This window comes from Nonomuraea basaltis (assembly GCF_005893125.1).
In the GTDB taxonomy this organism is placed as follows: domain Bacteria; phylum Actinomycetota; class Actinomycetes; order Streptosporangiales; family Streptosporangiaceae; genus Nonomuraea; species Nonomuraea basaltis.
In genome coordinates, this window is sequence record NZ_VCJS01000286.1 from 1 (window position 1) to 13,764 (window position 13,764).

Genomic DNA, 13,764 nt, shown 5'->3' on the forward strand with positions numbered 1-13,764 from the left:
CCGCGCTGCAGAACGCCGCTTCCATCGCGGCGCTCTTCCTCACCACCGAGGCCGTCATCGCCGAGAAGCCCGAGAAGAACCCCGCCGCCCCCGCCGGTATGCCCGGCGGCGGCGACATGGACTTCTAGGTCTTTCTCGCCGTTCACGATAAGAGCGGTCCGGGGTTTCCGGGCCGCTCTTATTTTATTTACCGGCCATTACGTTTCATGATCGATCCGCTACCTGGAGTGGTGGTCGCCACGCCTCACCAAAGGAGTGGGAGATGAATCCCGCAGTGAGCGCATTTCCCGAATCGCCCTTTCGGGCGTAACCGGCGGCTGTGCCGTTCGCGAGGTGGCGGTGTGCGGTCGTGGGCCGGGCAGGCGCGGCGCCTGCCCGGCGGGTGGTCTCGTGGGCGGTCGCTCAGACGCCGTAGTGGACGATGATGTGGCCGCGGGCAAGGGTGTTGGCGGTGATGTTGAAGCCGACCACCGCCGGGCTGGCGTCGCTGTCCACGCCCAGCTTGTCGACGCCCAGCGCGTGCACCGTGAAGACGTAGCGGTGCGGGTCTCCGGGCGGCGGGGCCGAGCCGCCGTAGGCCTTGATGCCGTAGTCGTTGCGGGCGTGGACCGCGCCCTCGGGCAGGCCCTTGAATTCGGGAGCGGTGCCCGCGCCCGTGGGCAGCTCGGTCGCCGAGGCCGGCAGGTCGAACAGCACCCAGTGCCAGAACCCGCTGCCCGTGGGGGCGTCGGGATCGAAGCACGTGACGGCGTAGCCGCGGGTCTCGGCGGGCGCGCCGGACCAGCGGAGCTGGGGCGACAGGTTCTGGCCCGTCATGCCCCAGTCGTTGAAGACGTGCAGGTCGCTCAGTCGCTCGCCATCCTGGATGTCGTCGCTCTCGACCACGAGCGCGGGAACCGACGGCAGGTGTTCATGGGGCAGCGGTGCTGGCACGGCATCCTCCTAGGTTGAGGGCTTCCTCCTGGCCATCCTAGAAGCGCCGTGCCGGCCACCCGTCAGGCCGCCAGCTGTGGCGGCAGCGCCTTGTCGTGCAGGACCGTGAGGGAGGTCACCGCACGGGTCAGGACCACGTACAGCCTGGCCAGCCCGCGTGGCTCGGCCGCGACGATGTCCGCGGGCTCGACCACGACGACGTGGTCGTACTCCAGGCCCTTGGCCAGGGTCGCGGGGACGACCAGCAGGCGGTGGTCGTCGGTGGAGTCCGGGTCGAGCACCGCGTGCGGGAGCTCGGCCAGGGACAGGGAGATCTCGCCGGCCATCGCGTCGGGGACGATGACGCCGATCGAGCCCTCCTTGGCGAGGGCCTCTCTGGCGGCTTCCGCGACCGAGCCGCCCGGGCGCACGGTGAGCGAGCCGAGTCCGGGGCGCAGCGACTGAGGCGCGGCCAGGCCGGGGGCTATCGACGGAAGGAGGCGGGCCGCGTAGTCGAGAACCTCCCTCGGTACGCGGAAGCCGAGCGTCAGCTCCGTCACCTCGCCCTCGCGCTGCCCCAGGTGCTCCAGGACCGACTTCCACGAGGCGGTCGACCACGGCGTCGTGCCCTGGGCCAGGTCGCCCAGGACGGTGGCCGAGCCGTTGCGGCAGCGGCGGCCGAGCGCCCTCAGCTGCATCTCGGAGAGGTCTTGGGCCTCGTCCACCACCAGGTGGCCCAGCGACGGCGTACGCTCCATCAGGTCGCGGAGCTCGTCCAGGAGGGCGGCGTCCGCGGCGGACCATTTGGTGGATTTCCAGCCCCGGTACGGTTTCCGCCAAACGAGCATTTCCTGCTCGTCGGGCGACAAATCGGATTTAGAGGCTTTTGCGAGAAATTCCGGATCTGATAGCAGACGGTACAGGACCTGTTCCGGCGTCAGCTTGGGCCACACCGTCTCCACGAGCTGCTTGACCGGCTTCGACCTGGCCACGGCGTCCTGCACCCGGTCGTCGGGCGACTCGCCGCGCTGCTCCATCCGTACCAGGACCAGGTGGGCCAGCCGCTGCGCCAGCGCCGCCCGGCCGGGAAGGTAGCGCGTGGTGCCGCGCAGGGACGCCACGATCTCGCTTACCTCGTAGTCGGCCACCCGGTGGCGGTAGGCGCCCTTGGTGAACACCAGGCCCTCCTCCGGCTTGGTGACGTGCAGCCAGAGCGCGCGTTCGAGCACCGCCGCCATCCTGGCGTCGCCCTTGACCGTCGCCACCCCCGGATCCTCCGGGGTCGTGTGGTCGCCGAGCAGTCCCGCCACCGTGGTCTGGTCGACCTTGACCTCGCCGAGCGCGGGCAGCACCGAGGAGATGTAGGACAGGAACGCCCGGTTCGGGCCGACGATCATCACGCCGGACCTGGCGAGCCGCTCGCGGTGGGTGAACAGCAGGTAGGCGGCCCGGTGCAGGCCGACCGCCGTCTTCCCGGTGCCAGGGGCGCCCTGCACGCACACCGTCTGGGTCAGCGTGGAGCGGACGATCTCGTCCTGGTCGGGCTGGATCGTGGCGACGATGTCGCGCATCGGCCCGGAGCGCGGGCGCTCGATCTCCTCGGTGAGGATCTTCGACGGGCCGATCTCGATGCCCTCGCCGAGCGGCTCGTCCTCGAACGCGGTGAGGTGTCCGCCGTGGTAGCCGAAGCGGCGCCGGCGTACCACGCCCATCGGGTCGGCGGGGCTGGCCTGGTAGAACGCGCGGGACACCGGCGCGCGCCAGTCGATGACCAGCGGCTTGCTGTGGCCGTCGTGCACGTGGCGGCGGCCGACGTAGATCGTGCCGGGCAGGTCGGCCTGCTCATGGTCGCGACCGCTTCGCTCCTCGTTGGCTCCTTCGTCGCTCTCTCGTCGCGAGCTCCTTCGCTCGGGGGCCTCGCGGTCGAGGCGGCCGAAGAACAGCGGCGTGTCCGGATGGTCGGCCAGCGCGGCCACTCGCTGGTCGAGGAGGGATTGGAGGATCTGATGCGACACCCAGTCGCCCGCCGCGTCGGCCGAGAGCGACTGGGTGTGGGCGCGCATGGCGGCGAGCGCGGCCCTGGATTCGGCCAGGTGGGCCTGCTCGGCGGCGAGGACGTCGGCGGGTATGTCGGGGGCCAATTGGTGTGCGGGCATGCGAAAGTGCCTCCCGTGGTGGTAACGGAGGTGGTCAAGGCAGCGAATCGGCCAGTCTAATAGCGACTTCCGCGCGCTTCCACACCATTTACCGGCCGCCACCTGCCCACGAGATCGCGCCAGCCTGTCCCCGTGCCCCGGCGTTGGGCGGGCCGGGTGGCGAGGGCGAGGTATGTGCGGGGAAGCGTGGCGGTGGGGTCGTTCCTGTCGATTGCCACCGGTTAGTGGTGGGTAGAGACGGGAAGTGGTCCGGGTTTGGCTCCAGTTCTCGCCGATCATTCCCACGATCGCGAGCTTTCTGCTGGCGGCTCTTTGGGGGTTGTCGGTGTTCGCGGGCTGGGGGCTGGAGGCGTTCTGTGCGGGCGGCGAGTCCTCGTCTACCTGCCCTCAGCGCCTCGACAGGGTCTCCACGGTGTCCGGGCTGTTCGCCGCGCTCGCCGCCGCCTGCACTGCCGCCGCCTGGCTGCTCCCGTGGGCGCGGCACGATCCGCGCGCGTTCGGGCGCGTCATGGGCGCCGGCGTAGTCGCGTGGATCGTCGCGGAGGGTGTGCTGTTCTTCGGGGGCTTGCTGGCTCGGTAAGCGCGGACCTCGTTACCTGCGGCGGCCTCGGGACGCGACCCACCGTAGGCGCGGATCCGGTGCCTGCGATGGCCTGATGGACGCCGTCCTTCGTAACGAAGCTGGCAAAGCTCACAGCTATGAAACCAACCTGGGAATACCGAAAAAATGGGGCATATCAGGTGGGTTTGCCGGATCATGGGGGTATGTCGCAGGCGGCGTGATAGTACGCAGGTGAGGGGGGTGGTTCGATTGTCGACGGCCCGCGGAGTCTCGTGGACGTGACACCACGCTGAATGCCTGGCCGCTCTGGCGAGCGGCCGGGACATTCGTCAGACGCCGCCGAGCACGTCGTCGGCGTCGATGATCTGGTACGCGTACCCCTGCTCGGCCAGGAACCGCTGGCGATGCGCCGCGAACTCCTGATCCACCGTGTCCCTGCTGACCACCGTGTAGAACCGGGCGCCTCCGCCGTCGGCCTTGGGCCGCAGCACCCGCCCGAGCCGCTGGGCCTCCTCCTGGCGCGAGCCGAACGTGCCCGACACCTGGATCGCGATGGCCGCCTCCGGCAGGTCGATGGAGAAGTTGGCCACCTTCGACACCACCAGCACCTGGATCTCCTTGTCGCGGAAGGCCTGGTAGAGCCGCTCGCGCTCCTTGACCCTGGTCTCGCCCTTGATGACCGGCGCGTTGAGGTGCTCGCCGAGCTCGTCGAGCTGGTCGATGTATTGTCCGATGACCAGCACCTGCTCGCCCAGGTGGCGCCGGACCAGCGCCTCGGTCACCTGCGTCTTGGACGGCGTGGTGGCGGCGAAGCGGTAGCGCTCCTCGGACTCGGCCATCGCGTACGCCAGCCGCTCCTCGTCCGTCAGCGTGACCCGCACCTCGACGCAGTCGGCGGGCGCGATCCAGCCCTGGTTCTCCATCTCCTTCCAGGGCGCGTCGTAACGCTTGGGACCGATCAGCGAGAACACGTCGCCCTCGCGCCCGTCCTCGCGCACCAGCGTCGCGGTCAGCCCGACGCGCCTGCGGGCCTGCAGGTCGGCGGTCATCCTGAAGATCGGCGCGGGCAGCAGGTGCACCTCGTCGTAGACGATCAGACCCCAGTCGCGCGCGTCGAACAGCTCCAGGTGGCTGTAGACGCCCTTCCGCCTGGTCGTCATCACCTGGTAGGTGGCGATGGTGACCGGGCGGATCTCCTTCTTCGAGCCGGAGTATTCGCCGATCTCGTCCTCGGTCAGCGACGTGCGCTTGAGCAGCTCGGTCTTCCACTGGTGGGCCGAGACGGTGTTGGTCACCATGATCAGCGTGGTGGCCTGGGCGCGCGCCATCGCGGCCGCGCCGACGATGGTCTTGCCCGCGCCGCACGGCAGCACGACGACGCCGGAGCCACCGTGCCAGAAGGCGTCGGCCGCCTCCTGCTGGTAGGTCCGCAGCGACCAGCCGTCCTGCACCAGATTGATCGGGTGCTGCTCGCCGTCGACGTAGCCGGCCATGTCTTCGGCGGGCCAGCCCAGCTTGAGCAGCGCCTGCTTGACGTTGCCCCGGTCGCTCGGGTGGACGATGACGGAGTCGGGGCCGAGCCGGTCGCCCAGCATCGGCTGGATCTTCCTGGAGCGCAGCACCTCCTCCAGCACGGCCCGGTCGCTGGAGGTCAGGACCAGGCCGTTGACCGGGTCCTTCTCCAGCCGCAGCCGGCCGTATCGCGCCATGGTCTCGGCGACGTCGACGAGCAGCGCGTGCGGCACCGGGTAGCGGCTGAAGCTGATCAGCGCGTCGATGACCTGCTCGGCGTCATGGCCGGCGGCGCGGGCATTCCACAGCGCCAGCGGGGTGACGCGGTAGGTGTGCACGTGTTCTGGAGCGCGCTCGAGCTCGGCGAAGGGCGCGATGGCCTTCCGGCATTCGCCGGCCTTGGCATGGTCGACTTCGAGCAGCAGCGTTTTGTCCGACTGGACGATGAGCGGGCCGTCGTTCACGGACATCCTTCCTACGGTTGACCCTTATCCAACACACACGACGGCAGGAACAGTCCCTGAACAGGTAATCAGTCGTCGAGATAGCCGTTGAGGCCGAGGAAGAGGAAAGTGCTGATCCCCAGCGCGAAGCCGAGCCCGAACAGGACCCAGCTCCAGATCACCATGGTACGTGCGGTCTCCGGCTGGGTGCGCGCCCGGCCGATCGCCAGGCCCGCGAGGATCGCGCCGGGCACGCCCAGGATGTTGCAGCAGGAGACGACCGCGAGGAGGTTGAGCACGAGCGAGACGATCGCGTTGGTGCTGGGACCGTCGCCGCGCGGGGGCGGGGGGTAGCCGTAACCGTAGCCGTATCCCGGGGGAGGCTGCTCACCGTAGGGGGCGCCATAGGGCTGGGATGGATACCCCGACGGATCTTGCTGACTCATCTTCACCTCCAGACACGTCAACACTTATCACGGAATTGACATGTGCCTGACCCGGGTGCGCGATCCCACCATAGATCCTCGGCGAACGTCAGCCGAGCCGGGCGCGCAGCGCCTTGCGGTCGAGCTTGAGCACGCTCGTCACCGGGATCGAGTCGACGAACCGCACCTCGCGCGGATATTTCACCCTGCCGACCCGGTCGCGGGCCCACTCGATCAGCTCCTCGGCCGTCGCCGTACCGGCCGGTTTGAGCTGCACGAACGCCACGACCTCCTCGCCGACGCGCGGGTCGGGCCGGCCGACGACCCCCGACATCACCACGTCGGGGTGCTGGTTGAGCGCGTCCTCGACGTCGCGCGGGAACACGTTGAAGCCGCCGCGGATGATCAGGTCCTTCTTCCTGTCCACGATGTAGAGATAGCCGTCGTCGTCCACGCACCCGATGTCGCCCGTCCGCAGCTCGTCGCCGGCCAGCGCGGTGCCATCAGGGTCGGGCTCGTGCTCGCCCCAGTAGCCGAGCATCAGCGACTCGCCCGTCACGCAGATCTCGCCGACGTCCCCGACCTCCATCGGCTCGCCCGAGCCGTCCCTGATGGTGATCGTGTAGCCGGGCAGCGGCAGGCCGACGCTGCCCGCCTTGCGCCTGCCCGGCGGGTTGAACGTGGTGACGGCGCTGGTCTCGGTCAGGCCGTAGCCTTCGAGGATCTGCACGCCCGGCATCCGGCGCTCGAACTCCTCCAGCAGCTCCCTGCCGAGCGGCGCGGCGCCGCAGGTGAGGTAGGCGAGGTCGGGCAGCGGGTGCGACTCGAGCGGCTCGGCCAGCAGCATCTGGAGCATGGAGGGCACGACGGTGCCGTACTGGACGCGCTGCTCGGCGGCCAGCTCGAGGAACGCCTTCGGGTCGAACCAGCGCATCAGCACGGACTGCTGCGGCTCCGTCGCGTGCATCGAGGCGACCGAGACGATCAGCCCGTACGCGTGGGACAGCGGCACCGGCACGATCGCGCGGTTCTTGCCCTCCTGGTGGGACATGTCCCAGGCGTCCTTGCCCACCTGCCAGAGGCCGCGGTGGCTCAGCATGACGCCCTTCGCCTTGCCTGTGGTGCCGCCCGTGTACATGAGCGCGGCCAGGTCGCCGGGGTCTCTGGGAGCCGGCCCGCGTTCGGGTGCCTGCTCCAGCTCGGCCGTGTCCACATATATGGGGATATCGACGGAGGTGGCCCGTACCGTCTCCTCCAGTTCGGGGGACGTGACGATCGCCGACGCGCCGCTGTCGAGCAGGATGTGCCGCAGCTCCTCTGGCCCCACGAGGAACACCACCGGGGTCACGACCGCGCCCGCGGCCCACAGCGCCTGGTAGGTCAGCGGCACCTCGGGCGAGTTGGCCGCCATCACGACCACCCGGTCGCCGGGCCGGATGCCCGCCTCGGCGAACCCGCCGCACATCCGGCGCGCCCGTTCGGCGAGCGCGTGACTGCGGTGCCAGACCCCCTCGTAGAACATCGAGTCGTAGTCGTCGAAGCGGCCCCAGGACTCCTCGGCCAGCCGGCCCAAGGTTTGCTCGGTCACATGCATAGGAGATGCCCGCGCGGGAGGCGCCGTCAACCCTTGGCCCTCACCGGCTCGGTTGACTAGTCATTGTGGACGGTGCGCTACTGGCGCGTGAATAGCCATAAATCCCCTTCTGTGTCCATTCGTGTTTTCCTATCGGCCTAGATCATGTAAAGGTGGGAGATCTAGGTACCGTAGGACCTGCCGGGGCACATGGAAAGGCATGATCCATATGTCCGCGTCGGCGGCCCTTGCGGCGAAAATCGCACGAACTGCCTGGTCAAGGGTGGCATAGTAACGCAGCGCAACCTTCTCGTATAAAAGAAGAAAGTCGTTACATCAAGCTATTTCCTGTAGAAAAGTTTCCTGTTAAACACCGAGGTGACTTCGTGACCGAGACGCCTGAACCGGGCGAGATCGACCTCGACAACATAGCGCTCACCCAGAGCCTCTTATCCGTGAATGACCGGTTGCGCGCCGTGGCCGCCCCGGTCACCAGGGACCTGAACCGGCGGGAGGCCGACACCCTCCTGCGCTCCTATCTGGAGCCGCGCTGCTTCGCCGACGCGGTGCGCCGGCTCGCCACGTGCCACCTGCTCGTCCTCGTGGGCGCGGAGGAGACGGGCAAACGATTAGGGGCCATCGCCCTGCTGTCGCGCATGTCGCTGGCGGAGGGGACGATCACGGTCCTGTCGCCCGCCGCCACCGCCGCCGAGCTGCTGTCCAGGACCGAGTACGCACCCGGCAGGGCGTACCTGGTGCACGACTGGATCGCGGCCAGCACCGACCGGACCGAGCTGGTCAACCTGGCCCGCAAGCTGGCCGAGCTCGGCTCGTTCCTGGTCATCACCAGGAACGGCGCCCCCTCCCAGGCCGTCGAGGTCGAGCGGCCGTGGGCCCCGCCCGACCCCGGCGAACTGTTCGACCTGTGCCTGAGCACGTTCGACCGGCGTGCGGACCTGTCGCCGGAGGCGCTCGGCCAGGCCAGGGACCGGGCGCTGACCCTGCCGACCCCCGCCCGGGTCGTCCGCCTGGCCACCCGGCTGGTGCGGGGCGAGGAGCCGGCGGGGGAGGAGGTGGCGGCCTGGTTCGACACCAAGCCGCCGATGCGCGGGGTGCTGGCCGCGGCGGCGCTCGCGTTCGTCCACCCGCTGCCCGAGCCCGCCTTCGAGGAGCAGCTCGCCCGGCTCGACCGGATCTGGCAGGCGCACGAGCGCGGGCCGTACGCGCCCTCTGGCCCCCATCCGCTGATCGCCTCCTCCGGCGGCCTGGTGGCCTTCCGGGCGCCGCACCACCGCGAGCAGGTGCTCGCCGAGCTGGTCGCGCGGTACGGGTTCTGGCTGTGGCAGCCGCTGCGCGAATGGGTCAGGTCTCTCGCCGGTCAGGGGCTCGACGTCCGGGTACGGGCCGCGGAGGGGGTGGCGGCGCTGGCGGCGTACGCGCTGAAGGAGACCCAGCAGGAGCTCCTGGACGTCTGGGCGCGTGGGAGCGGCGCCGAGCGGCTGGCGGCGGCCGACGCGCTGTCGTTCATGTGCGCCGACGACACGCTGGCGCCCGAGGCACTCCGGCTCGCGCTGGCCTGGGCCGAGGATCCCGCGCACGTCAGCGCGACGGCGGCGGCCGTGGCGCTGGGCGGCGGGCTGTCGGTTCGTTATCCGGCCGACTCGGTGAAGGGCCTGTGGCGGCTCGCCTCCGGCGGCGGACCCGCCGCGACGGTGGCCGGGCAGTCGCTGGAGCTGCTGCTCAGGCAGGCGGACGGGCGCGACGACGCCCAGTCCCGCATCGTGACCACGTTGGCGGCCTCACTCCGTCAGGACGACTGACCGCCTTCGCGGGCGGGCCTCAGAGGCCGGCCACGCCCGTGATGCGGTGCAGGGCGAAGCGGTGGACGGCGGCCCTGGTCTCGTCGTACGCGGTCAGGTAGCCGCCCTCCATCCTGGCCGGCTCCAGGATGCGCGAGGTCGCGTTGCCCTGCGAGTCGAGGTAGCCGATCCACACGCGCACGCCCTGCTTGATCGCCTCCTGAAGGGCCGAGATCGTGGCCGTCGCGGGCCCGCGCGGCACTCGCCCGTTCGGGGCGTCGACCGGCTCGCGCCGCGCCAGGTGCGCCGCGTCACCCGCCCGCAGCGCGCGTACGGCCGCCGCCGCCACGTCGGGGTCGATGCCGTTGGCCGAAGCCACGACGCGGACCGGCGCCACCCCCTCGGTACGGCGGCTGTCGAGCTGCGAAATGATCACGTCGCCGTCGAGCGACTCGGCGACGGGGGAGTAGCCCATCGCGCGCAGCGAGTCGACCAGCGCCGCCCTGGACGAGCGGGAGGCGATCACGGTCGGAGCGAGCCGGCGCAGCCGCAGCGCCGCGGAGCGGCGGTCGGCGGTGATCTGGTCGAGCAGCGCGGGGTCGTCACAGCGGATGTACGCGCCGGCGGTGCCCACGCGGATGCGCCCGTGCCGCCGGGCCACGTCGGTCACCAGGTAGGACAGCCCCTGCGGCATCGGCGTGGCCGAGTGCCGGCCCAGCATCGACAGCAGCTCCTCGGCGCCGTGCCCCGCGTCGAGGGCGCGGCGGATCGACCCCTCGCTGAACCGGTAGACCGTGGCCCCGCCCTTCGACTCGACGTCGGCCGTGAGCGTCATCCAGCGGTTGAGCTCGCTCGTGAGCGGCCCCGGCGCGACGGCGGTGAGGTCGGCCTGGAGCAGCACGTGGTCGACGGGGTCCGGCAGCAGCGGCGCGAGCAGGCCCGCGGCGTCGGCGCCCTCGATCAGCGCCCGCCCGTGCCCGGACAGGGCACCCTGGCCCGTCACGCCGACCTGCTCGGCCTCGCGCAGGGCGAACTCGGTGAGCTGCTCGCGCAGCGGGCCGCGGCGGCGGGGCTGCTCCCACGCCAGCCGTTCCAGCACGGAGTCACGGGAGGGTGCCAGGCCCGGCGCCGCCGCCAGCACCCTGAGCGTGGCGGTCCGGACGCCCGGAGCGGCCGCGCGGCGCAGGTCGGTGTGCAGAGCATTGAGCGGTCTGTCGCGCTCGTCCCGCTCGCCGACCAGCCCGGGCACCCGGTCCATGTGCAGCCACGTGGCCGCCACCGTCACCCACCGGTCCGCGGTCGTCTTGACCCGCCACAGGTCGTAGCCGGAGGTCGGCAGCCACTCGCCGTCCACCCCTCCGCCGGCCGCGATCAGCCCGGCCGCGTGCGCCACCTCGACGACCAGCGCCGCCACCCACTCGGGCAGGTCCAGCTCGGCCGCCGTACGCTTCAGATCCCGTACGCCCAGCCCGCCGGTACGCAGCACGCCCGGCGGCTCGACGCTCCACCGCTCGCACAACTCCTCGACCGACCGGACGAACGAGAACGCCTGCCCCGCCGCCGTGCGGTCGGCCAGCTCCCGGTCGCGGGAGGCCCCTTCGAGCGCCGGGGGCACGGCCAGCAGGTCGCGGTGCACCCGCCCGCCGCGCAGGTAGAGGCCCACCTCGCGGGGCAGCGTCACGCTCTCCTCGCCGGTCGCGGCCAGCAGGCCGCGGGCGAGCAGCTCCTCGATGGGGGAGCGGGCCGAGGCCAGGCTCACCTCGCGCCTGGCGTTGGGCACGCGGCCGGTCGGCGGGCCCCAGGCGAGCTGGTCGAGCGCGTTCTTGGCTTCCGGCGACACCGCCTCCACCAGCGCGGCGGGGTCGGCCAGCGCGGCCGCCAGCCGCTCCTTGCCCGAGCCTTGGGTGCCCGGCGCGACGTCGTCGGCCATCTCGTCGAGCTGCTCAGGCGGATGGTGCCGGAACGCGTCCACGGCCCTCGGACCCAGCCCGGCCGGGTCCTCCAGCACCTTGCGCACGCCGGGGCCGAGCTCGAGCGCGTCGTCCGGCCCGTAGACCAGGGCGAGGTCGCACAGCTTGCCGAGCGCCGTGGACAGCGCGGGCTCGGGACCGGCGCCTCTCTTGGCGGGCCGGGCACCGCCGCCCGCCGGCGCCGCTCCCGGATCGCCGCCCGCCGGGGCCGGCCCGGTCGCCAGGGCCGCGCCGACGAGCTCGCGCAGCCGTTCCTTCGGCACCGGACCGCTCTGCACGGCGAGCGTCTCGACGACGGCGAGCGTGAAACGGTCGAGCCGGTCGAGCACCCTGCCGACCGCCGACGGGCTGCCCGCCCGCGACGCCAGGCCCTCCAGATGCGCGGGCACCGGAGTGATCAGCTCGGGGCGCGCGGAGACGAGCGCCCGCAGCTGGCCGTCGGTGCGCCCCCTGATCCACTCCGTGAACTCCATCGTTGCCATGGTATGTCCCCCCTGATTGGGGCAGCATTGCTAGGCGTGATAGAGCGCGCGGAGCAACTCGTGCTGAACTACGTCTCCAGGGCCGCCGACGCGGCCCACGGCGTGCTGCGCACCGACCAGCGGCTCGACTTCGCCAAGCGGCTACGGGCCAGGATCGAGGCCGAGCGGCACGGCAGCCAGAACGCCCGCGAGGTGGCGAAGGTGCTGGCCAGGTTCGGCGATCCGGTCGAGCTGGTCGAGCGCGAGGTGCGCAGGCTGGCCGAGGCGGCCGCGGCCGCCGGCGACCCGGCCGACGCTCCTGCCGCCGGTCGGCGCGGGACCGACGTGGGCGGGCGCGGGGCCGAGGAGCGCCGGGGACCGGGGGGCACGAGGCGCTTCCCCGCGGCCGTCGACGACCGGGACGCGCCGCCCGGAGTGCGGGTGCACCGGAGGATCGCCGAGGAGCGGCTCGGCGGGCCGGCCGTACGGGGCCTGCCGTTCGCCGGGCTGCGCAGAGCGGCCATGTCCAGCGCGAACCCGATGGCCACCGGCGGCAAGGACGCCATGACGATGGTCAAGGAGCACCCACGCGAGACGGCCGCGATGGTGATCCTGGTGGTGGCGGCGCTGCTGGTGCCGTTCGACCTGCCGCCCTTGGCGATCTTCGCCATCCCCATCGTGGTGTGGGCGGGCGGCGCCGTGCTCGTGCTGTTCAGCGAGAGCTGGCAGATGCGCGACCGGTTCATCGGGGTGGGCGCGCCGCTGCTCGGCTACTCCGTCGGCGGGGTGCTGGTCGGCGGCCTGCGCGTGGGCGGCGAGCCGGGGCTGGAGGCGTTCCTGACGCAGTTCTGGTCCGTGAGCGGCACGATGTTCATGATCGGTACAGCCTTAGGCGTGGTCTGGCTGGTCTACCGGCTGGCCGACCTCAGCTGAGGCCGGTCATGGGCCGGTTGACGTCAGCTGACCGGGGCCGGGCTGGGGAGCAGGCCGACCGCCAGGCGTACCCAGGCGGCGACGAACTGGTCCTTCTCCGCATGACCGGGCAGGTCGCCCACCGTCTCCTGGAACAGCCGGTAGTGCACCACGGCGCCGCCGAGCACCGCCGAGATCCCCGTCCAGTCGAGCTTGGCGTCGCGGTATTCGGGCTGTTCCTGGAACCAGGTGACGATCGCGTCGAACATGGGCTGCAGCAGCCCCTGCCGTACGACGGCGACCAGCTCGGGAAACTGGCTCAGGTCGCGGAAGAACACCCGGGTCAGCTCGGATTCCTCGCGCACCTTGGCCAGCCCGGCGCGGCAGACGTGAGAGAGGCGCTCCTCCAGATCCAGCGAGGCCTCCATCGCGCTCAGCTCGGCCAGGGTCTCGGCCACCTGGATCCTGGTGCGCGCGGCGTGCTCGTTGATCGCCGCGGCGAGCACCTCGTACTTGGACTTGAAGTGCCTGTAGAGCCCTCCGGCGCCGGGAGACAGCCCTGAGGCGGCCTCGATCTCGGCCACCGAGGTGGCGGAGTAGCCCCGCTCGGCGAACAGCCGCAGGGACTCATCGATGATCCGCTCACGGGTCGATCTGGTCATGTCTATCCTGATACCTCCGTAAGGAGAGTAGTCGTTATCGAGCGGCGCGCCGGATCAGGCTCGCCAGTGCGGAGCCGATGATCAGCCAGACGACCGCGGCGAGGCCGTGGTTGACCAGCGTCGTCCAGCGCGGGTCGGCGAGCTGGAACAGGTTGGCCAGGTCCAGGGACAGCCATGAGGCGAGCGATTCGACGAACTGGTACCAGGCGTTGGCGGGGTTGGCCCTGAAGACCGTGAAGAGCGCGTACAGCAGCAGAGAGAGCGCGGCCACCCTGGTGGCGACCTTCACCAGGTAGGCCGTGCCCGACACGATCCGGTGCCACATCGTGACGGGCGGCCGGGCCGGCCGCCCGTCACGATGTGGCACCGGATCGTGT

Annotated in this window: 11 protein-coding genes; 3 read left to right on the forward strand and 8 right to left on the reverse strand. The window is 71.1% G+C overall.

From position 1 onward, the window contains the following. Positions 1 to 402: 402 nt before the first annotated feature. On the reverse strand, positions 403 to 933 hold the full coding sequence (locus EJK15_RS60955; protein WP_138719504.1) for a YbhB/YbcL family Raf kinase inhibitor-like protein: 531 nt from the start codon (positions 931 to 933) through the stop codon (positions 403 to 405). 62 nt (positions 934 to 995) lie between these two features. After that, positions 996 to 3,068 carry a HelD family protein gene (locus EJK15_RS60960; protein ID WP_138719505.1) on the reverse strand — a complete coding sequence of 691 codons (2,073 nt, stop codon included), beginning with the start codon at positions 3,066 to 3,068 and terminating at the stop codon, positions 996 to 998. Between the two features lie 244 nt (positions 3,069 to 3,312). Here EJK15_RS60960 and EJK15_RS60965 point away from each other — a divergent pair, with 244 nt between their 5' ends. Next, positions 3,313 to 3,648: a hypothetical protein gene (locus tag EJK15_RS60965; protein WP_138719506.1), complete on the forward strand. Its 336-nt coding sequence runs from the start codon at positions 3,313 to 3,315 to the stop codon at positions 3,646 to 3,648. 311 nt (positions 3,649 to 3,959) lie between these two features. On the opposite strand, the gene EJK15_RS60970 is transcribed toward EJK15_RS60965, so the two are convergent. From EJK15_RS60970 to EJK15_RS60980, 3 genes are all read right to left on the reverse strand, one after another. Next, positions 3,960 to 5,612: a DNA repair helicase XPB gene (locus EJK15_RS60970; RefSeq protein WP_138719507.1), complete on the reverse strand. Its 1,653-nt coding sequence runs from the start codon at positions 5,610 to 5,612 to the stop codon at positions 3,960 to 3,962. 62 nt (positions 5,613 to 5,674) lie between these two features. Then, positions 5,675 to 6,031: a DUF4190 domain-containing protein gene (locus EJK15_RS60975; RefSeq protein ID WP_138719508.1), complete on the reverse strand. Its 357-nt coding sequence runs from the start codon at positions 6,029 to 6,031 to the stop codon at positions 5,675 to 5,677. An 88-nt stretch (positions 6,032 to 6,119) separates the two neighbouring features. Beyond that, positions 6,120 to 7,598 carry an AMP-binding protein gene (locus EJK15_RS60980; protein ID WP_240777939.1) on the reverse strand — a complete coding sequence of 493 codons (1,479 nt, stop codon included), beginning with the start codon at positions 7,596 to 7,598 and terminating at the stop codon, positions 6,120 to 6,122. A 371-nt stretch (positions 7,599 to 7,969) separates the two neighbouring features. Between EJK15_RS60980 and EJK15_RS60985 the strand changes: the two genes are divergently transcribed. After that, entirely contained in the window at positions 7,970 to 9,403 is a 1,434-nt protein-coding gene (locus EJK15_RS60985; RefSeq protein ID WP_138719510.1) for a hypothetical protein, read from the forward strand. 19 nt (positions 9,404 to 9,422) lie between these two features. Here the strand turns inward: EJK15_RS60985 and EJK15_RS60990 are convergent, their stop codons facing one another. Continuing rightward, entirely contained in the window at positions 9,423 to 11,825 is a 2,403-nt protein-coding gene (locus tag EJK15_RS60990) for a helicase C-terminal domain-containing protein (protein ID WP_138719511.1), read from the reverse strand. 45 nt (positions 11,826 to 11,870) lie between these two features. Here EJK15_RS60990 and EJK15_RS60995 point away from each other — a divergent pair, with 45 nt between their 5' ends. Further along, on the forward strand, positions 11,871 to 12,746 hold the full coding sequence (locus EJK15_RS60995) for a hypothetical protein (RefSeq protein ID WP_138719512.1): 876 nt from the start codon (positions 11,871 to 11,873) through the stop codon (positions 12,744 to 12,746). 23 nt (positions 12,747 to 12,769) lie between these two features. Here the strand turns inward: EJK15_RS60995 and EJK15_RS61000 are convergent, their stop codons facing one another. Continuing rightward, entirely contained in the window at positions 12,770 to 13,387 is a 618-nt protein-coding gene (locus tag EJK15_RS61000) for a TetR/AcrR family transcriptional regulator (RefSeq protein ID WP_138719513.1), read from the reverse strand. Positions 13,388 to 13,421: 34 nt separating this feature from the next. Next, positions 13,422 to 13,764 (reverse strand): hypothetical protein (locus EJK15_RS72075; RefSeq protein ID WP_171075253.1); only part of this gene is annotated, 343 nt, incomplete at its 5' end.

Coding starts and splice junctions, on each gene's coding strand:
- EJK15_RS60960 (WP_138719505.1), bottom strand. CDS start 3,068: ATGCCCGCACACCAATTGGCCCCCGACATACCCGCCGACGTCCTCGCC.
- EJK15_RS60970 (WP_138719507.1), bottom strand. CDS start 5,612: ATGTCCGTGAACGACGGCCCGCTCATCGTCCAGTCGGACAAAACGCTG.
- EJK15_RS60975 (WP_138719508.1), bottom strand. CDS start 6,031: ATGAGTCAGCAAGATCCGTCGGGGTATCCATCCCAGCCCTATGGCGCC.
- EJK15_RS60990 (WP_138719511.1), bottom strand. CDS start 11,825: ATGGAGTTCACGGAGTGGATCAGGGGGCGCACCGACGGCCAGCTGCGG.
- EJK15_RS61000 (WP_138719513.1), bottom strand. CDS start 13,387: ATGACCAGATCGACCCGTGAGCGGATCATCGATGAGTCCCTGCGGCTG.